This window comes from Pseudomonas sp. NBRC 111143 (genome assembly GCF_001320965.1).
In the GTDB taxonomy this organism is placed as follows: Bacteria; Pseudomonadota; Gammaproteobacteria; order Pseudomonadales; family Pseudomonadaceae; genus Aquipseudomonas; species Aquipseudomonas machongensis.
In genome coordinates, this window is sequence record NZ_BCBT01000055.1 from 1 (window position 1) to 19,545 (window position 19,545).

Here is a 19,545-nt window from a genome sequence, read left to right on the forward strand (position 1 = left end):
CAAGGATCGACGAGGGATTGTTGCCATGAAGGACAAACCGGCGAAGGGGACGACACCGATCCCGGCCACCAGCATGAACGTGCAGAACGCCATTGCCGGCCTGCGCGGTCGCGACCTGATCTCGACCTTGCGTCAGGTCGGAAGCATCGGCCTGCGCAATCCGCTGCACACCGCCCACCATCTGCTGAGCCTCGGCGGCCAGCTGGGCCGCGTGCTGCTGGGCGACACACCCCACCAGCCGCACCCTCGGGACGCGCGCTTCAGCGATCCGACCTGGAGTCAGAACCCCTTCTACCGGCGCGGCCTGCAGGCCTACCTGGCCTGGCAGAAGCAGACCCGCCAGTGGATCGAGGAAAGCTCGCTGGACGATGACGACAGAGCCCGCGCGCACTTTCTGTTCAACCTGCTCACCGACGCCGTTTCACCAAGCAACTCGCTGCTCAACCCACTGGCGGTCAAGGAAATGCTCAACACCGGTGGCCAGAGCGTAGTGCGCGGCCTAGCCCACTTGCTCGACGACCTGCGCCACAACGATGGCCTGCCGCGCCAGGTCGACGATCGCGCCTTCGAAGTCGGCAGCAACCTGGCCGCTACCCCCGGCGCGGTGGTATTTCGCAACGAGCTGCTGGAGCTGATCCAGTACAAGCCGATGAGCGAAAAACAGTACACCCGCCCGCTGCTGGTGGTGCCGCCCCAAATCAACAAGTTCTATGTATTCGACCTGGGGCCGACCAACAGCTTCGTGCAATACATGCTCAAGAACGGCCTGCAGGTGTTCATGGTCAGTTGGCGCAACCCCGACCCGTGCCACCGCGAATGGGGCCTTTCGAGCTACGTACAGGCACTGGAGGAAGCGCTGGACGCCTGTCGCAGCATCAGCGGCAACCGCGACCCCAACCTCATGGGCGCCTGTGCCGGCGGGCTGACCATGGCCGCGCTGCAGGGGCATCTGCAGGTCAAGGGGCGCTTGCGCAAGGTGCGCAGCGCCACCTACCTGGTGAGCCTGCTCGACAGCCAGTTCGACAGCCCTGCCAGCCTGTTCGCCGACGAACAGACCCTCGAGGCCTCCAAGCGACGCTCCTACCAGCGCGGCGTGCTCGACGGCGGCGAGGTGGCGCGGATCTTCGCATGGATGCGCCCCAACGACCTGATCTGGAACTACTGGGTCAACAACTACCTGCTCGGCAAGACGCCACCGGCCTTCGACATCCTCTACTGGAACGCCGACAACACTCGCCTGCCTGCTGCGCTGCACGGCGAGCTGCTGGACTTCTTCAAGCTCAACCCACTGGTGCAGCCGGGTGGCCTGGAGGTGTGCGGCACACCGATCGACCTCGGGCAGGTCACGGTCGACAGCTTTACCGTGGCTGGCAGCAACGATCACATCACCCCCTGGGACGCGGTGTATCGCTCGGCCCTGCTGCTGGGCGGCGAGCGACGCTTCGTGCTGTCGCACAGCGGGCACATCCAGAGCATCATCAACCCTCCCGGCAACCCCAAGGCCTATTACCTGGAAAACCCTCGGCTCTCCAGCGACCCTCGCGCCTGGTTCCACGATGCCACCCGTAGCGACGGCACCTGGTGGCCGCAGTGGCTGGAGTGGATCTCACGCCGCTCAGGCAGCCTCAGACCGCCGAAGACCGAACTGGGCAGCCCCTCCTACCCACCGCTCGGGCCGGCGCCTGGCACCTACGTGATGGCACGCTGAGCCCATGAAGACCCGCGACCGCATCCTGGCCTGCGCCCTTGAGCTGTTCAACCGCCAGGGCGAGCCGAACGTCTCGACCCTGGAGATCGCCAACGAGCTGGGCATCAGCCCGGGCAACCTCTACTACCACTTCCACGGCAAGGAGCCGCTGGTTCTGGGCCTGTTCGAGCGGTTCGAAGATGAGTTGATGCCGCTGCTCGATCCACCGCTTGAGGTGCGCCTGGATGCCGAGGACTACTGGCTGTTCCTGCACCTGATCGTCGAGCGCATGGCGCAGTACAGCTTCCTGTTCCAGGACCTGTCCAATCTCACCGGCCGTCTGCCCAAGCTGGCACGCGGCATGCGCGGGCTGATCAATGCGATCAAGCGCACCCTGGCGGCGCTGCTGGCCAGCCTCAAGAGCCAGGGGTTGGTGGTGAGCGAGACCCAGGCGCTGGGGCAACTGGTTGAGCAGATCACGCTGACACTGCTGTTCTCGCTGGATTACCAGCGGGTACTGGGGCGCGAGGGCGATGTGGGGATCGTGGTGTACCAGGTGATGATGCTGGTGGCACCGCATCTGCAGGAACCGGCGCGCAGGGCGGCGGAGCAGTTGGCGGGGAAATATCTGGACGTGTAGGGCTGAACTTGCGGTGTTGCCACTGACGCATTCGCGGGCACGTCGCAGCGGCTGCTCACCGCTGCGACGTGCCCGCGAAACGCACGCCGCGATATCAGCTTTGGCTAGCTGGGCTCACCGGTGCCGACGGCGTATTGCCAGTTGCTGCTGCGCTTGCTGCCGGTGCCGTGGTTGCGGCCGGAGCGGCGGGCTTCGCGGCAGCCGGCTTGGCTGCAGTCGGCTTGGCCGGGGCTTTCTTCACAGCAGGTTTCTTCGCTGCCGCAGGCTTGGCGGCTACCGGCTTGGCTGCGGGTTTCGCCGCAGGCTTGGCGGCCGGCTTGGCAGCTGCAGCTTTGGCAGCGGGCTTGGCCGCAGGTTTAGCCGCGGCGGTCTTGGCAGCGGGTTTTGCCGCAGCAGTCTTGGCAGTTGGCTTGGCAGCGGGTTTCGCTGCAGCCTTGGCCAATGGCTTGGCAGCGGTCTTGCTCGCTGCGGACTTCGATGCCGAGGCCTTGGACACCGGTGCCACCGAGGCGCCTGTCAACTTCTCGATCTGCTTGGTCAGGCTGTCAACCTGCTGGTGCAGCGCCTTGATCTCGTTACGGCTGGGGACACCCAGACGCGAGATTGCACTGTTCAGACGCTTGTCGAAGGCCTCTTCCAGCTCGCTCCACTTGCCCAGCGCGCGATCCTTCACATCGGAGACTCGCGAGGTAGTCGCCGACTTGGCCGCATCGGCATCCTTCTTCGCCTGCTTTTCAGCCTTCTCGCCATCCTTCACCAGCGAATCGAAAAGCTTGGGGCCATCCTGGTCGACCTTGGAGTAGATCCCCAGGCCTGCCAGCCAGATCTTGCGGGAGTACTTCTCGATCCCGCCGATCCAGGAGCTGCCTTCTTTTTCGGTGTTCTTCTTGCCAGCCATCCTGCTCTCCTTATGGTTTGCGCGCGACACGCTCGAGCAACTCGGTCAGCTGTTCGAGTTTGATGGACAACGCCTCAACGTCATGTTTAGACGGAATGCCGATGCGATTCAAGGCGCGGGCCACCCGTGCGTCGAAAGCCTTTTCGATTTTGTCGAGCTGGACCTCGACCTTGCCACGTACCCGGCTCACTTCCTCGGCCGCTTCATCGAGCTGGCCGTTGGCCGCGTCGAGCTTCTTGTCGAGGGTTTTCTTACCGCGTTTCTCGACGCCTTCACCGGCCTTGACCAGCTCCTTGAAGTACTCCGAGCCTTCCTGGCCGACCCGGGCGTATGCGCCGATGCCTGCCAGCCAGATCTTGCGCGCGTAGCCGCGCACTTCGCTCAGGGTGCCTTGGGCGTTGTCCTGCTGCTTGAGATTCACTTTGGCCATACTGGTTGCCTCATGCTCGTAGAGGGAGGGAGGAACTGCCCATGGAAGTCGGGCTTGAGCATAAGGTAGGGGAGGAAATTAGAATCATCACCCTAAGCTGGTGATTGTGCTGGAACCGCTCTATAACAACGCCTTGCGGCCGCACGGGCGTCACGCCTCAAGCGCTTACCTGTTAAAAATGCCAGTTGCAGACGCAAAAACCAGCCTATTAGATGAGGTGACACCCCCCCCCGGAAGACATGAATATGAGCACCAGCACACATGGCGGAAAAGTAAATTTCCACAGCTACATCGAAAGTGGCGTCGATCCCAGAACACTGACGTTTTCGGCAAACATCCTCCTGGGCACATTGGTCAACCCCAACTACGATATTCGCCTTTTTTATTCGCCGCTCAATCAGAACGATTTTGGACTGGGTCTGGGGTGGCGGATCCCCGCGACGGTCTATAACAAAAAATCGAAGTTGCTTTCGCTATCAGATGGCCGTCTTTACCAAGTAGACGAAAACCTGAACTTGACGGACAGCAACGGTGATGTATTCCTGAAAGAAGAGCCAGGCGTGGGCTACCGGGTCACCTATCGAAGCACAGGGATCATCGAGTTTCTGGAGGCCGGAAAAATCGATCTCTGCCCCTGTACGTCTCGCTACTCTGCATTCGGCGTTGGCATGACACTGGACTGGGAGATTGATGAAGCGGCCAACAGTGTCAAATTGAAGAGCATTCATTCCCTGCATACCGACAAGGAACAGCTCCTTCAGATCGACTACGCGGCAGAGGCCCCTGTCATCAAGCTCTGGCCAGATCAGGACGAGCAAAGAACCTTCGCCCTAGAACTGAAATCAAATTACCTGTTAGGTATCGAAAACAGCAGTGTGCAACCACCGCTGAATTGGAAGTTTGAATACGAACTCACAAACATGCTCCCATATGAACCTGGTGTTTATCCCCTGAGCAGCATACGCTCCCCCTCCGGCAGCGTGGAAAAAGCGTTCTATAATGTCCGCGCAAGAGTTCAGGCTCACGCCACGGAAGACGACTTCACGCTATTCCTGAAAGCCGACACAGGCTCAAACACGTCATACACTATAACTTTGCGCCATGTAGGCGGGCATTTCATTGAACGCACCGGCCTTGAGTACGACACAAAAGGCGCACTCCTCTCAAGGAGTGAGTTCAGCTTTTCAGAAAAGACCTTCAACGACATCTTAAACAGCCCCTCCGAGGACTCTTTGAAGTATATTGAATGCGAACTGCTATCCACCACAAACCAAAGCTTAATCCGTTCCAGAGGCACCATTATTAATGATGTATCGACTTCATATTTACTCCAACTCAGCACTCAAGAAAATTTCAAAAACCAGCAATCGCAACTGAAAGAGCGTTTAAAAACAATTAACTACACTTACAATAAATTCTTCTCAACCACAAAAGAAACACATTTACTAAATGGTGCAACCCTGCTGACAAAAACCTATAAATACGACGCTCACGGACGCCTGGTCGAGGCGATAGAAAACCAGAGAAAAAAAACATTAAGCTACCTGTTGGACGACGCTGAAAGCAACCTGATCGCTTACGAAAAAACCATCCCTGACACGGTAGAAAAAAGTACCTACCTTGAGCGCTTTTACTTCTACACCCCACATAAACAAACTGACACTCCATTCAAAGGGCAAATCACCTACCTGCCTGAAGCGCTTATTACAAACCGCTATCAATCTGGAAAACTGAAACACCAAACGATTGACCACATCGAGAGCTATCACACTGACGCCAACAACAGCGAATACTTGCAAGTCGACGAAATGAGCTCATATGCAAGTAACTCTGAAATCATTGAAAGGCAGGCACTCCAAACCTGCTTGAACATCGCAGAATGGCCTGCCGACGGCTATGGCGACAGCACTAACTTGACTGAAGAACTCAAAACTTCTTACATCCACTCAACATCCGGAAAGACAGAGCGCATTGCAACACTAACGACGCGTGACGATTTGACATGTACCACAAGCAGTACCGTGTCGACGCGCACCGGCCTGGTCCTGGAAGAACAGGATATTTCTGGAAACATTTCCAGCTATACATGGGACGGTTTAGGCCGCCTGACCAAGACCCTCAATAACTCGGGCAGTGAGTTCGAAACGACAGAAACCTATGAGCACGGTCTGGCATTGCCAGACACGCTGAAATTCAAGGATGACAAACACCCCAGCTCAGCACTGAGTGGCTACATCCTGCACACCGACACCACGGGAGCCAAGACACTGTCGATCTACGACAACAGGAACCAGGAAATCGAGGTTTGGGAATGCAGTTCGGACCCTGAAAACGAATGGTACTGCCTGCAGAAAAAAAGCTACCTGGACGGGAAGGTTCGTGAAGTTATCGACTACGACTACTCCAGCCCAACGCCCGTTCACCGAACTGCACTCACGCAGTATCTCAGTGGCAATACCCGTTTCGATATCGAAAAAGATTCATCAGGCGATGCGAACACCACAGCCTATATTTATACCGTTGCGTGGGACACGGCTGAATATCGAGCGATCGCCAAAATATACTTCGACAACACTGTAGTCGAAAGTTCAAGTCAGGCTGAGCTAGGCGCAGGCACAATGGACGGCCTCATGCAGTTCTGGGTCAACGACGACAATGTGATCACCAAGGTAAAGGTACCGTTCGACTGCGTGAGCAGCAAACCGTTCGGCTTATGTGAAATGCAGTTTCTGGACACGCGCGGCAATGTCATCAACGTGCATCGCCTTGCTCTGTCAGTCACCGCCGACGACAGTCGCACCCTTACCGTCACGCCACACTCAACTGCCAGCCAGACCTACAATGCCGGTAAACGCACTTCGGTGACAGACGAACAGGGCCAGCTGACAAGCTTCGCCTACGACGTGTTCGGGCGTGTCACCACTACCACCTACTCGGATGGCAGCGTGCTGAACAAGACCTACCCCACACATTCCAGTCGGGAATTGATCGAGTCCATCACACTGACAGCAGGAGAAACCGTTCACGTACTTGGAACACAGGTATTCGATGGCCTCGAGCGTCTGGTTTCCAGCACCAGTACAGGTCAACGAACCTTCACCTACACCGATAACAGCCTGGATCCCGTCAAAGAAGTTTCACCGCGCGGAACCTTGACCTATGAAAGCATTCCCCAACTGGGCAGCGCCGCGAAATCCATAAAAGGCAAAGACCTTCATCATCAGTTCAGCTACGCCAAGGGTACCGGCCTGCTCAGCCAGTACGAGGACCAGAGCGGCCTCGACGTCACACTTGGCTACGGTGCACTCAGTCGTCCCGTCAACGAAACGATAGTGCCGGCAAAGGACCAGCCAGCACTTACGCAATCATTGGCATGGAGCCCCAATGGCAGATGCACCGGCTATAAAGATGTTGCCGGAGTCACTCAAGCCCGCAGGTACGATGCCCGCGGCAACGTAGTGGAAGTCGATGACCCGGACATCAAGGTCACCGCCGTATACGGTGCGTTCAACCGCATGACGTCGCAGGTAATAACGCGCAAGAAAAGCGCGGAAAAGCTGACCATCGAATATTCCTACAATGCGCTCGGAGAAGAAGTCGAACGTCGCATCGTACCCGCCGACAAGAGCAAGGCAGTCACGGTCCAGCACACCTATCGCAAGAACCGCCAACTGGCCACGCGCACTGTCATCGCCAAGGGGCAGACCGTACGCAAGGAAAGCTTCAGTTATGACAAGCGCAACATGCTTAGCGGTTACGAATGCTCAGGCTCCGAGCTGAACTTGGATTCCTTCGGTAAAGCCATCACCAAACTGGAACTGACCAACGACGCGCTGGGCAACATCGTCACCTGCATCAGCCACTTCGACGGTGGCTCGGATACCGCAACCTTCCACTACGATAATCCGCAGGTGCCTTGCCAACTGAGCAAAATCTCTCACACGCATGCCGATTACCCCGCTGTCATCGAGCTGAAATACGACGCCAATGGCTGCATGACCAAAAATGAAAAAGGCCAGACGCTGAGCTACGACGCCCTGAATCGGCTGGCCAGCCTGAAAGACGCAGAGCACACCTATCTGTATCACTACGATCCTCAAGGCCGGTTGCGCTCGCGCAGCAAGTTGACCGAACGTACCGATTGGCACTATGACCCGAGCATGACCATGCCGTTGCTGGTCAGCGAACGCCGGGGCGAAAAAACCCTGCGTCTGTGCAGGCTTGCCGAAGAGGTTTGCGCAACTACACACCCGGATACCGACAAACCGCTGCTTATCTGCGCTGACCGTGTGGGTACACCGCTGATTACCCTGGACGGAACTCTGGATCCGAAACTGATCAAGTGCTCCCCCTTCGGCATCAGCGATGCACCTCTATCGGCGGCCTGGACTGGCGGGCTGTATGACGACGTCAGCGGCGTCTATCACTTGGGTGAACGCCAATACAGCCCCTCGCTCATGCGTTTCACCACGCCCGACAGCTGGAGCCCTTTCGGTGCCGGGGGGTACAACATTTATGCCTATCTGGATCCGGTCAATTGCCCTGATCCGAATGGACATATTTCGTTCTGGGGATGGGTGGGCATCGCAGCGGCCGTACTACTTGGCGTCGTCGTGGGAGTGCTGACCATGGGGGCTGGCGTGGCGGCGATCATGGCTACGGGCATGACGTTGGCAGCAGGCATGATGGTCGCAGGCGGCGCATTGATACTCGCTGCCGGCGTAGTCGGCATAGCTGCTGAAGTGGTGCGCGACCATGACCCTGCCACCGCCCGTACGCTCGACTGGGTGGCATTTGGCCTAGGCGTGGCAGGCGCTGTCCTCACCCTGGGTGCGGGCTTCGCTCGTGGAGCGGCACAAACAGCCTTGCGTGGCGTTCGCAGCGCGGCCCCCAGGGTCGGGAGAATGAGCGTATATGCCGTTCAAGAAAGAACGCTGGCTATCGAACTACAGCCGCTGGGTCAGACGCTGGGGGCTGGAGGGCGGACAATGCAAGCCGAGTTCATTGGTGGCTCAAGATATGCATTCAGCACTGCCTCGGACATGGTCAGCGGGGTGCAGAGCGTTGGCAGCACGCTGGCATTGGACTTGCTTTCACGTCTGGCTTCCACCGCCCCGTTCCGACTGGTTGGCATGACCATGGGCATGGAGGCGATGCTGGGCTTGGGCATCGGCGCCCGTCATCATCACGACCAGCAAGCCTGAGCAACGAGCACCTGTTGCATGCTTCCCTGCTGCGCCTGCCGGGCGCAGCAAGGGAAGCGCCCTACAGCCCCCGAGGGCTTCGTCAGATCACACCAGGGCCTTGTCCAGCGCGCGCTCGATCTCGCCCTTGATGGTCCCGCTCATCATCGACAGCATCATGCCCAGCTTCAGCTCGACACGGATGCTGTCCTCGCCGATGTGCACGCTGCCGTTGGCGCCGCTGCGCGCGACATCGACGCGGTCGCCATTCCAGGTGGCCTTGAGGTCGTACTCGCGCGACAGCTTGTCGACCAGGCTTTCAGCCTTGGCCCGGGCGGCTTCGCGACCGAGGGAATGTTTGCGTTCGACGCTGATCTGAGTCATGCGGGGTATCCAGGCAATGAAGACATAATCGGCATTATGCCCGCGCCCGCGAGACGGCACACCCCGCCAAGACAAATCCGCCCGTTCGCCCTAGAATGGCGGTAATTTTTTCCGGTGAAGCGATATGAACGACCAGCGCAAAGGCGACCACGCCGAACCCACCACCCACTTTGGCTACCAGGACGTCCCCGAGAGCCAGAAGGCGAAGAAGGTCGCCGAGGTCTTCCACTCCGTGGCCGCCAAGTACGACCTGATGAACGATGTGCTCTCCGGCGGCATGCACCGCCTGTGGAAGCGCTTCACCATCGAGCTGTCCGGTGTGCGCCCCGGCAACCGCGTGCTCGACATCGCCGGCGGCACCGGTGACCTGGCTGCCAAGTTCTCGCGACTGGTCGGCCCGACCGGCCAGGTGGTACTGGCCGACATCAACGAATCGATGCTCAAGGTTGGCCGCGATCGCCTGCTCGACCGCGGCGTGGCCGGTAATATCGAGTTCGTCCAGGCCGATGCTGAAAAGCTGCCCTTCCCCGACAACCACTTCGACTGCGTGACCATCGCTTTCGGCCTGCGCAACGTGACGCACAAGGATGAAGCCATCCGCTCGATGCTGCGTGTGCTCAAGCCCGGCGGCCGCCTGTTGGTGCTGGAGTTCTCCAAACCCACCAACAAACTGATGTCGCGCGCCTACGACGCCTACTCCTTCGCCTTCATGCCCCTGGCCGGCAAGCTGATCACCAACGACTCGGAAAGCTATCGCTACCTGGCCGAATCGATCCGCATGCACCCTGACCAGGAAACGCTGAAAAGCATGATGGTCGATGCCGGTTTCGACCGCGTCACCTACCACAACATGACCAGCGGCATCGTCGCCGTGCACCGGGGAATCAAACCCTGATGCTCCTGGCCGGGCTGCTCGCCAGCGTCGAGCACGGGCTCAACCGTGTGCTGCGTATGGACAGCACGGCGCTGCCGCGCCTGGGTGCACTGGAAGGCAAGGTGATCGCCATCGACTGCCGCCAGCCCGCCCTGCAGTTGTTCATCCTGCCCGATGACGAAGGCCTGATGCTCGCTGCGCATTGGGAGGGCGAGGTCGACTGCACCCTGCGTGCGCCGGCCGGCAGCCTGGCCCAGTTAGCCTTCGCCACGGACAAGAACGCCGTGCTGCACAGCCCGCAGGTCGAACTGCATGGCGACAGCGCGGTGTTGCTCGACCTGGTCGGCGTGCTCCAGGACCTGGAGCTCGACTGGGAGTACGAGCTGTCGCGCTGGCTGGGGCCGGTCCCCACCGCGCTGATCGCCGGCCACTTGCGCCTGCGCGCACGCTGGACCCGGCAGGGCCTGTCGCGGTTCAGCCAGAATCTGTCCGAGTACCTGGCCGAGGAATCGCGTACCCTGGTCGGGCAGCGCGAAGCCGAAGCGGCATTCAGCGAGCTCGATGCGCTGAAGGTCGATATCGAACGTCTCGAGGCGCGCATCCGTCGCCTTTCCCACACTCTTGATTCCAGCGATAACGCATGAAGCTGCTCGCCGTCCGCCGTCTGTTGCGCATCCAGCGCGTCGTGATCCGCTACCGCCTCGATGACCTGCTGTTCGACCTGCCCCTGCCCTGGTGGCTGCTGAGCATCCGCCTGCTGCTGCCCTGGCGCTGGCTGCCGCGCAAGCCCAGCGAGCTCAGCCGCGGCGCGCGCCTGCGCCTGGCCCTGCAGGACCTGGGGCCGATCTTCATCAAGTTCGGCCAACTGCTCTCCACCCGCCGCGACCTGCTGCCAACCGACGTCGCCGACGAGCTGATGCTGCTGCAGGACCGCGTGCCGCCATTCGACCCACAGAAAGCCGTGGCGCTGATCGAAGCGCAGCTCGGTGCGAAAGTCGGCGAGGTGTTCAGCCGCTTCGACGTCGAGCCACTGGCCTCGGCCTCGGTCGCCCAGGTACATGCGGCACGTCTCAAGAGCGGCGAAGAGGTGGTGGTCAAGGTGGTTCGCCCGGGGCTCAAGCCCGTGATCGCCCAGGACCTGGCGTGGTTGTTCCTGATCGCCAAGGTGGCCGAACGGGCCTCCGCCGATGCGCGCCGCCTGCACCCGGTGGAAGTGGTCAGCGACTACGAAAAGACCATCTACGACGAGCTCGACCTGCTGCGCGAAGCAGCCAACGCCAGCCAGCTGCGGCGCAACTTCGAAGGCTCGGATCTGATGTACGTGCCGCAGGTGTACTGGGACCTGTGCCGCCCGAAAGTGCTGGTGATGGAGCGCATCTACGGCGTGCCGGTCACCGACATGGCCACCTTGGCCGACCAGCGCACCGACATGAAGCTTCTGGCCGAACGCGGTGTCGAGGTGTTCTTCACCCAAGTGTTCCGTGACAGCTTCTTCCACGCCGACATGCACCCGGGCAACATCTTCGTCAGCACGGTCAAGCCGTGGAGCCCGCAGTACATCGCCATCGACTGCGGTATCGTCGGCAGCCTGACCGCCGAAGACCAGGACTACCTGGCACGCAACCTGATCGCCTTCTTCAAGCGCGACTACCGTCGCGTGGCGCAGTTGCACATCGATTCGGGCTGGGTGCCGGCACACACCAAGGTCAACGAATTCGAAGCGGCGATCCGCACCGTATGCGAGCCGATCTTCGAAAAACCGTTAAAGGATATTTCCTTCGGCCAGGTGCTGATGCGCCTGTTCCAGACGGCCCGTCGTTTCAATATGGAAGTTCAGCCGCAGTTGGTGCTGCTGCAGAAAACCCTGCTCAACATCGAAGGCCTGGGGCGCCAGCTGTACCCTGACCTGGACCTGTGGAGCACCGCCAAGCCCTATCTGGAACGCTGGATGCGCGAGCGCATGAGCCCCAAGGCGGTGTTCGGCAACCTCTATAGCCAGGCCGAGCAGTTGCCGCACCTGGCCGACATGACCCGCGACCTGCTCGAACGCTTGTCGCAACCGCACCTGCACGACCCGCAACTGCCAGAGCGCCGCCGGGCGGGCGACAACTGGGCGCTGCGCCTGCTCGGTGCCGGCCTGCTCGGTGGCGGCGCGACCCTGGCCGCCGGTGCCGCGAGCCTCAGCGCCCCGGCCGCCTGGCCTGCGTGGCTGATGCTGGCCGCCGGGCTCTACCTGATCGTGCGCCGATAGCCAGCCGCGCTGCTGGCTGGCACACTAGGCGCAAAGGGTCCGGTACGGGAGCGGGCCTGTTTTGGAGTCGACGATGAAAGACTGGCTGGACGAGATCAAGTGGAACAGCGATGGCCTGGTACCGGCGATCGCCCAGGACCACAAGACCGGGCGTGTGCTGATGATGGCCTGGATGAACCGTGAATCGCTCGCCCTGACTGCTGCCGAGAACCGCGCCATCTATTGGTCGCGCTCGCGGGGCAAGCTGTGGCGCAAGGGCGAAGAGTCCGGCCATGTGCAGAAACTGCATGAGCTGCGCCTGGATTGTGACGCCGACGTGGTCATCCTGATGGTCGAGCAACTGGGTCATATCGCCTGCCATACCGGCCGTGAAAGCTGCTTCTATCGTGTCTTCGAAAACGGTGAATGGAAGATCGTCGACCCAGTCCTGAAAGATCCTGACACTATCTACCACGCGGGGCACTGAACATGAGCGACACACTCGATCGCCTGGCCGAAGTGCTCGAACAACGCAAGCAGGCAGCCCCCGACAGCTCCTACGTGGCGAGCCTCTACCACAAGGGCCTGAACAAGATTCTGGAGAAGCTTGGCGAAGAGTCGATCGAGACGATCATCGCCGCCAAGGACGCCGCCGTGAGCAAGGATTACAGTGATGTCATCTATGAAACCGCCGACCTGTGGTTTCATAGCCTGGTGATGCTCAGCGCACTGGGGCAGCATCCACAGGCGGTACTGGACGAACTCGACCGCCGCTTCGGGCTTTCCGGACATGACGAGAAGGCCGCGCGCCAACCGACCTGATCGCCATGCCCCTGCAGGAGCGGGCTCGCCCTGCGATAACGCCCGCTCAGGCTACACATCATTCAAGGGAGTACACCATGGGTATCTTTGACTGGAAACACTGGATCGTCCTGCTGGTCGTCGTAGTGCTGGTGTTCGGCACCAAGAAGCTGAAGAACTTCGGCAGCGACCTGGGCGAATCGATCAAGGGCTTTCGCAAGGCCATGAACGAGGAAGAGAGCAAGCCTGCCGAGCAGACTCCGCCGCCTGTACAGCCGTCCGTGCAACCCACCCAGCAGCCGCACAACACCGCGCCGCTGAGCCAGCCGCACACCATCGAGGGCCAGGCTCAGCCGGTCCAAGAGCCACAACGGAAAGACTGACCCATGTTCGGCATCAGCTTCAGCGAGCTGCTGCTCGTCGGCCTGGTTGCCCTGCTGGTGCTCGGCCCCGAGCGCCTGCCTGGCGCCGCGCGTACCGCGGGGTTGTGGATCGGCCGGCTCAAGCGCAGCTTCAACAGCATCAAGATGGAAGTCGAGCGCGAGATCGGTGCCGATGACATCCGCCGCCAGTTGCACAACGAGCACATCCTGCAGATGGAACAGGAAGCCAAGCGCATCCTCAACCCGCAGACACCGCCCGCGCAGCCCGTGAACACGACGGCCGCGAGCGAGACTCCCGCACCTGCCGCCGACGCCAATGCCGCCCCTGCGGCGCCCACGACCACCCCTGAGCCGCACCAGCCGCCCCGAGCCCCATGAGCGAAACTCCGGAACACGACCAGCCCATGCCGCTGGTCTCGCACCTGACCGAACTGCGCACCCGCCTGCTGCGTTGCGTAGGCGTTATCTTCCTGATCTTCGCCGGGCTGTTCTCCTTCGCCCAGCAGATCTACACCCTGGTCTCGGCACCCTTGCGTGCGCACCTGCCGGCCAATGCGACGATGATCGCCACCGACGTGGCATCCCCGTTCCTCACGCCGTTCAAGCTGACCATGATCGTCTCGCTGTTCCTGGCCATCCCGTTCATCCTCCAGCAGATCTGGGGCTTCATCGCACCGGGGCTGTATCGCCATGAAAAGCGCATCGCCATCCCGCTGCTGATTTCCAGCATCATCCTGTTCTACGCCGGCATGGCCTTCGCCTACTTCCTGGTGTTCCCGCTGATCTTCGGCTTCTTCGCCAGCGCCACCCCTGAAGGGGTGTCGATGATGACCGACATCGCCAGCTACCTCGACTTCGTCATGACCCTGTTCTTCGCCTTCGGCGTCGCCTTCGAGATTCCGGTGGCGGTGGTGCTGCTGGTGTGGATCGGCGTTGTCGATGTGAAATACCTGAAGAAGATCCGGCCCTACGTGATCATCGGCTGCTTCGTGGTCGGCATGATCCTCACCCCGCCGGACATCTTCTCGCAAACGCTGCTGGCCGTGCCCATGTGGCTGCTGTTCGAGATCGGCGTGCTGTTCGGCGGCCTGATCCGCAAGCGCAGCCATCCGCAGGATGAAGCCGCGGACGACCACAACGACCAGCCACCAGCGACCCAGGCGTGAACCTGCTGCTGCTCGAGGAGGCCGACTTCGCCGCGGCCGACCGTGTCGTACTGGCCGACCGCCGCTTCACGCACATGCAGGACATCCACCGCGTGGCGGTGGGCGACACCCTGCGCGTGGGCCGCATCGGCGGCCTGATGGGCCAGGCCGAGGTGATCCGCCTGGAGGGCCACGAAGCCGAGCTGCGGGTCAGCTTCGATCAGGAGCCACCAGCGAAGCTGCCGCTCACTCTGGTGCTGGCCGTCCCCCGCCCCAAGATGCTGCGCCGTCTGTTCCAGACCATCGCCACCCTCGGCGTGCCGCGGTTGATCCTGGTCAACAGCTACAAGGTCGAGAAAAGCTTCTGGCAGACGCCGTTCCTGCAGCCGGACAGCATCCGCGAGAACCTGATCCTGGGCCTTGAGCAGGCCCGTGACACCGTGCTGCCGGAAATCATCATCGAAAAGCGCTTCAAACCCTTCGTCGAAGACCGGCTGCCCACCATCGCCGACGGCACGCTCGGCCTGGTTGGCCATCCCGGCCCCTACCCGGCCTGCCCACGCGCGGTGCAAGGGCCGGTGACCCTGGCGATCGGTCCGGAAGGCGGTTGGATTCCCTACGAAGTGGAACTGCTGGGCAAGGCCGGCCTGGCCCCCGTACAACTGGGCGAACGCATCCTGCGCGTGGAAACGGCGGTCACGGCCCTGCTTTCCCGAATATTCTGACCATTTGGTCAACATCCTGCCATCAAGTTTCTCCCCAACAGGCCGATGGCCTTGCAACACAAGAAAATTCTGGCTTTTCAAGTCGCCGGGGAGATCGTCATGTACGGAAAGGTTGTCCAGTCGCTGGGAAACGTGAGCGTCAGTCGCAAACTGGGGGCCGGCTTCGGCCTGGTACTGTTGTTGACCATGGCCATCACCGCCACAGGCTGGCGCGGCATGGACTCGATCATCGACCGCGGTGACAAGCTGGGCAACATCTCCTTGATCCTCGGCTACAGCCAGGACCTGCGCATCGCCCGCCAGCAGTACGAACGCAATCGCGACGACGCATCGGCGGGCGAGCTGGAAAAAGCGCTCGGCAAGCTCGAGCAGCAGGTCGAGATGATGCTCGAGCAGATCGAGCATCCGCAGGATCACCAGCGCCTGGAGCAGCAGCGTCAAGCCGTGCGCCAATACCGCCAGGCCTTCCTCGAGCTCAAGCAGGCCGGCCAGCGCCGTGAAGCCGCACGCAGTGTGCTGGGTGACAGCGCCGACAAGGCCGCTGCGCTGATCGGCCAGGTGCAGCAACGCCTTGCGCAAGGTGGCGACATCAGCCTCTATCAACAGATCGTGCAGGCCAGCGCCTTGCTCCAGCAGGCGCGCTTCCAGGTCCGTGGCTACACCTATAGCGGCAAGGCCGAATTCCAGCAGACCGCGCTGGATGCCATCGATCAGGCGCTTGCTGTGCTCAAGGCCCTGCCGGCCAGGGTGCCCGCCGAATACGCCGCCAGTCTCGATGATGCCGCCAATGCCATGGGCGCCTATCGCGATGCGGTGAACCAGTTCGGCGCAGCGCAGACCAGCGCCGAGCAGACCTTGCAACGCATGGTTGTACAGGGCCAGGTGTTGATGGATGCCGGTGCGCAGATGACCGCATCGCAGACCGCCGTGCGCAACAGCGGTGCCCTGCAGGCCAAGACCCTACTGGGCGGAGCCAGTGCCCTGGCCCTGCTGCTAGGCATCATTGCCGCCTGGGCCATTACCCGGCAGATCGTCGTGCCCCTGCGCCAGACCCTCAGCGCAGCCGAACGCGTGGCCAGCGGTGACTTGAGCCAGGACCTGCAGGTGCAACGTCGCGACGAGCTCGGCCAACTGCAGGCCAGCATGCAACGCATGACCCAGGGCCTGCGCGAACTGATCAGCGGTATCGGCGACGGCGTCACCCAGATCGCCAGCGCTGCCGAAGAGCTGTCGGCCGTCACCGAGCAGACCAGCGCAGGGGTCAACAACCAGAAAGTCGAGACCGATCAGGTCGCGACCGCCATGAACGAAATGGCAGCCACCGTGCAGGAAGTAGCGCGCAACGCCGAGCAGGCGTCGGAAGCGGCGCTGATGGCCGATCAGCAGGCTCGCGAGGGTGATCGGGTGGTCGGCGAGGCCATCGCCCAGATCGAGCGCCTGGCCAACGAAGTGGGTAACTCCAGCGAAGCGATGAACCAGCTCAAGGCCGAGAGCGACAAGATCGGCAGCGTGCTCGACGTGATCAAGTCGGTCGCCCAGCAGACCAATCTGCTGGCCCTCAACGCCGCCATCGAAGCTGCACGCGCAGGCGAGGCTGGTCGCGGATTCGCCGTGGTCGCCGATGAAGTACGCAGCCTGGCGCAGCGCACCCAGCAGTCGACCGAGGAGATCGAGGAATTGATCGCCAACCTGCAGAGCGGCACCCAGCGGGTATCCAGTGTGATGGACAGCAGCCGCGAACTCACCGACAGCAGCGTCGAACTGACCCGTCGCGCCGGCAGCTCGCTGGATACCATCACCCGCACCGTGTCGTCGATCCAATCGATGAACCAGCAGATCGCTACGGCGGCAGAGCAGCAGAGCGCGGTGGCCGAAGAGATCAACCGCAGCGTGATGAATGTACGGGATATTTCCGACCAGACCTCGGCGGCCAGTGAAGAGACTGCCAGCTCCAGCGTCGAGCTGGCGCGGCTCGGCACCCACCTGCAAGGCCTGGTAGCCCGCTTCCGTCTCTGAGCGCCGCCAGGCAAGGAATAATCACTACCTGCCAGTGGAACTTTCCCACAGGATTTACAGGTCGAGTCCCACGCGCGCTCTGCCGATGAGCAGAAGGACCATGCTGGCAACCTACCAGCATGGTCCTTCTCTCATATGGATGGAGACTCGCCATGTTCGGATATCTCAATCGCCGCCTCGCCAACCTCAGCGTGCGACTCAAACTCACCCTCGGCTTCGCCGTGGTACTGTTGCTCACACTCGCGACCACCGTCAGCGGCTGGCGCGCCCTGGACGGTGCCATCGAACGCTCGCAGCAACTCAGCGAAATCGTCCGTATCAATGACCTGACCAAGGACCTGCGCGCCGAACGTATCACGTTCCGCGTACTGTCCGACGACACTAGCAAGGCCCGCATCGGTACTACCCTGGATCAACTCGACAGCATGCTGACCCTGCTCCAGCAGCGCAGTGGCGTCGACGAGTCGCGCCGCTTGCTCACGGAAAAACTGCAGCAACTGCAGCGCCTGCGCGAGAGCTTCAACGAGCTGCTGCAGGCGGTCGACAATCGCAGCCGCTTGCGCAACATCATGCAGGATCGCGACCGGGTTCTCGGCGAAGTCATCGACAACCTGCAGACCCAGGCTCTGCTCAAGCTCCCAGCCGATGGACAACAGAACGGTCTGCTCGGACTAATGGACACACTCACCCGCCAGGTCGACAGCGCCAACCAGCAAAGCCTGGTCCCCGCCTACACCTTCTCGCCGGTCGAGGATTTCGCCAAGGTTGGCGAGGCTTCGCTCGATGCTGCGCAGGCCAGCCTGCAACAAATGCTCACCGCCCTCACCCCGCTCGCGCTGCCAAGCGAGCTCATGGCGCGTCCACAGCAAGCCCTGACCGAGTACCGCGCCAGTCTTGAGCAATACCGTCAGGCGGCAATCCGCGCCGAACAGTTGCAGAACAGCATGGAAACTGCGGGCAACGACCTCAGGGCTGCGAGCCTGACACTGGCCGAACAAAAAATCGCCCAACGCGACCATGAAGCCGTAGCCGCTCGCTCACTGCTGACCAGCGTGGCACTGCTGGCCTTGGCTGTGGGCGTGCTGGCCGGCTGGCTGATCACCCGGCAGATCACCGAGCCACTGCGCCAGACCCTGGCCCAGGCCGCCCGCATCGCTCGCGGCGACCTCAGCCAAGTGGAAACGGTGGCGCGTCGCGACGAAATGGGCCAGTTGCAGCGCAGCATGTGCGAGATGACGCTGAGCCTGCGCCAGCTGATCGGCGGCATCGACCAGAGCGTCGAGCACTTGTCACAAGCGGCCTCGCAACTGGCCGGGGCCAGCGCAGACACGCTCGAGCGCATCACTCAGCAGCGCGAGGAAACCGACCAGGTGGCCACGGCCATGAACCAGATGAGCGCGACCGTGCAGGAAGTGGCGCAGAACGCCGAACATGCCTCATTGGCCGCAACCGACGCTGACCAGCAGGCACAAATGGGCGATCAGGTGGTGGCCGAAGCCATCGCGCGTATCGAACAGCTGGCAATGCAGATGGACCGTTGCCTCACCTCGATGCAACACCTGGCGGGAGAAAGCCAACGGATCGGCAGTATCCTCGACGTGATCAAGTCGGTTTCCGAACAGACCAACCTGCTGGCCCTCAATGCGGCCATCGAAGCGGCACGTGCCGGCGAAGCCGGTCGCGGGTTCGCGGTAGTGGCCGACGAAGTACGGGGCCTGGCCCAGCGCACCCAACAGTCGACCGAGGAGATCGAGCACCTGATCGAGAGCCTGCACCAGGGCACCGATGAAGTCACTTCACTGCTCGACAGCAGCAAGACCCTGACCGAGCAGAGCGTGGAGCTGAGTCGCCGCGCGGGCGATGCACTGGGGCAGATCACCCGGACCGTGTCGAACATCCAGGGGATGAACCAGCAAATCGCCACCGCCAGCGAAGAGCAGAGCGTGGTGGCCGAACAGATCAACCGCAGCGTGATCAGTGTGCGCGAGGCTTCCGATCACACCAGTTCGGCGAGCGAACAGACGGCCACTTCCAGTGGTGAACTACAGCAGCTGGGACAGCAGTTGCGGGGGATGGTGGGGCGATTCAGCCTGTAGGAACAGTGGAGTATCTTGCGCGCGCAAGCTCGCGCCCACAGGAGGCCGGGCTT

At 61.4% G+C, this 19,545-nt stretch carries 17 protein-coding genes; 14 read left to right on the top strand and 3 right to left on the bottom strand.

Annotation, left to right across the window (positions count from 1 at the left end):
* The first annotated feature begins 25 nt into the window (after positions 1 to 25).
* Both phaC and APH44_RS23355 read left to right on the top strand, forming a co-directional pair.
* The gene (gene phaC, locus APH44_RS23350; RefSeq protein ID WP_054894782.1) at positions 26 to 1,708 is read left to right on the top strand and encodes a class II poly(R)-hydroxyalkanoic acid synthase; all 1,683 of its coding nucleotides are present in this window, start codon (positions 26 to 28) and stop codon (positions 1,706 to 1,708) included.
* A 4-nt stretch (positions 1,709 to 1,712) separates the two neighbouring features.
* Entirely contained in the window at positions 1,713 to 2,327 is a 615-nt protein-coding gene (locus APH44_RS23355; RefSeq protein WP_054894783.1) for a TetR/AcrR family transcriptional regulator, read from the top strand.
* Between the two features lie 94 nt (positions 2,328 to 2,421).
* Here the strand turns inward: APH44_RS23355 and APH44_RS23360 are convergent, their stop codons facing one another.
* Positions 2,422 to 3,225, bottom strand: a complete 804-nt coding sequence (locus APH44_RS23360) for a phasin family protein (protein WP_054894784.1) — start codon at positions 3,223 to 3,225, stop codon at positions 2,422 to 2,424.
* Between the two features lie 10 nt (positions 3,226 to 3,235).
* Complete coding sequence (locus APH44_RS23365; RefSeq protein WP_054894785.1) at positions 3,236 to 3,655, bottom strand: phasin family protein; 420 nt, start codon at positions 3,653 to 3,655, stop codon at positions 3,236 to 3,238.
* A 245-nt stretch (positions 3,656 to 3,900) separates the two neighbouring features.
* On the opposite strand from APH44_RS23365, the gene APH44_RS23370 reads away from it, so the two are divergent.
* Entirely contained in the window at positions 3,901 to 8,859 is a 4,959-nt protein-coding gene (locus tag APH44_RS23370) for an RHS repeat-associated core domain-containing protein (protein ID WP_054894786.1), read from the top strand.
* 87 nt (positions 8,860 to 8,946) lie between these two features.
* Here the strand turns inward: APH44_RS23370 and APH44_RS23375 are convergent, their stop codons facing one another.
* Positions 8,947 to 9,222 (bottom strand): polyhydroxyalkanoic acid system family protein, encoded by a 276-nt coding sequence (locus APH44_RS23375; RefSeq protein ID WP_054894787.1) that lies wholly within the window; start codon positions 9,220 to 9,222, stop codon positions 8,947 to 8,949.
* A 124-nt stretch (positions 9,223 to 9,346) separates the two neighbouring features.
* Here APH44_RS23375 and ubiE point away from each other — a divergent pair, with 124 nt between their 5' ends.
* The 11 genes from ubiE (at position 9,347) to APH44_RS23430 (ending at position 19,492) form a co-directional block, all read left to right on the top strand.
* Positions 9,347 to 10,117 (top strand): bifunctional demethylmenaquinone methyltransferase/2-methoxy-6-polyprenyl-1,4-benzoquinol methylase UbiE, encoded by a 771-nt coding sequence (gene ubiE / locus APH44_RS23380; protein ID WP_054894788.1) that lies wholly within the window; start codon positions 9,347 to 9,349, stop codon positions 10,115 to 10,117.
* Positions 10,117 to 10,740: an SCP2 domain-containing protein gene (locus tag APH44_RS23385; protein ID WP_054894789.1), complete on the top strand. Its 624-nt coding sequence runs from the start codon at positions 10,117 to 10,119 to the stop codon at positions 10,738 to 10,740. The genes ubiE and APH44_RS23385 overlap by 1 nt, the downstream gene beginning before the upstream one ends.
* The gene (gene ubiB, locus APH44_RS23390) at positions 10,737 to 12,347 is read left to right on the top strand and encodes a ubiquinone biosynthesis regulatory protein kinase UbiB (RefSeq protein ID WP_054894790.1); all 1,611 of its coding nucleotides are present in this window, start codon (positions 10,737 to 10,739) and stop codon (positions 12,345 to 12,347) included. The genes APH44_RS23385 and ubiB overlap by 4 nt, the downstream gene beginning before the upstream one ends.
* Positions 12,348 to 12,420: 73 nt before the next feature.
* Entirely contained in the window at positions 12,421 to 12,813 is a 393-nt protein-coding gene (gene hisI, locus APH44_RS23395) for a phosphoribosyl-AMP cyclohydrolase (RefSeq protein WP_054894791.1), read from the top strand.
* 2 nt (positions 12,814 to 12,815) lie between these two features.
* Positions 12,816 to 13,148 (top strand): phosphoribosyl-ATP diphosphatase, encoded by a 333-nt coding sequence (locus APH44_RS23400; RefSeq protein WP_054894792.1) that lies wholly within the window; start codon positions 12,816 to 12,818, stop codon positions 13,146 to 13,148.
* Positions 13,149 to 13,225: 77 nt separating this feature from the next.
* Positions 13,226 to 13,510 (top strand): twin-arginine translocase TatA/TatE family subunit, encoded by a 285-nt coding sequence (locus APH44_RS23405; protein WP_054894793.1) that lies wholly within the window; start codon positions 13,226 to 13,228, stop codon positions 13,508 to 13,510.
* A 3-nt stretch (positions 13,511 to 13,513) separates the two neighbouring features.
* Positions 13,514 to 13,888 carry a Sec-independent protein translocase protein TatB gene (gene tatB, locus APH44_RS23410; RefSeq protein WP_054894794.1) on the top strand — a complete coding sequence of 125 codons (375 nt, stop codon included), beginning with the start codon at positions 13,514 to 13,516 and terminating at the stop codon, positions 13,886 to 13,888.
* Positions 13,885 to 14,676, top strand: a complete 792-nt coding sequence (gene tatC, locus APH44_RS23415; protein WP_054894795.1) for a twin-arginine translocase subunit TatC — start codon at positions 13,885 to 13,887, stop codon at positions 14,674 to 14,676. Before tatB ends, tatC begins: the two co-directional genes overlap by 4 nt.
* Positions 14,673 to 15,380: a 16S rRNA (uracil(1498)-N(3))-methyltransferase gene (locus tag APH44_RS23420; RefSeq protein ID WP_054894796.1), complete on the top strand. Its 708-nt coding sequence runs from the start codon at positions 14,673 to 14,675 to the stop codon at positions 15,378 to 15,380. The genes tatC and APH44_RS23420 overlap by 4 nt, the downstream gene beginning before the upstream one ends.
* A gap of 99 nt (positions 15,381 to 15,479) precedes the next feature.
* Positions 15,480 to 17,396, top strand: coding sequence for a methyl-accepting chemotaxis protein (locus APH44_RS23425; RefSeq protein WP_054894810.1), 1,917 nt, complete (start codon positions 15,480 to 15,482; stop codon positions 17,394 to 17,396).
* 152 nt (positions 17,397 to 17,548) lie between these two features.
* The gene (locus APH44_RS23430) at positions 17,549 to 19,492 is read left to right on the top strand and encodes a methyl-accepting chemotaxis protein (protein WP_054894797.1); all 1,944 of its coding nucleotides are present in this window, start codon (positions 17,549 to 17,551) and stop codon (positions 19,490 to 19,492) included.
* Positions 19,493 to 19,545: the final 53 nt, after the last annotated feature.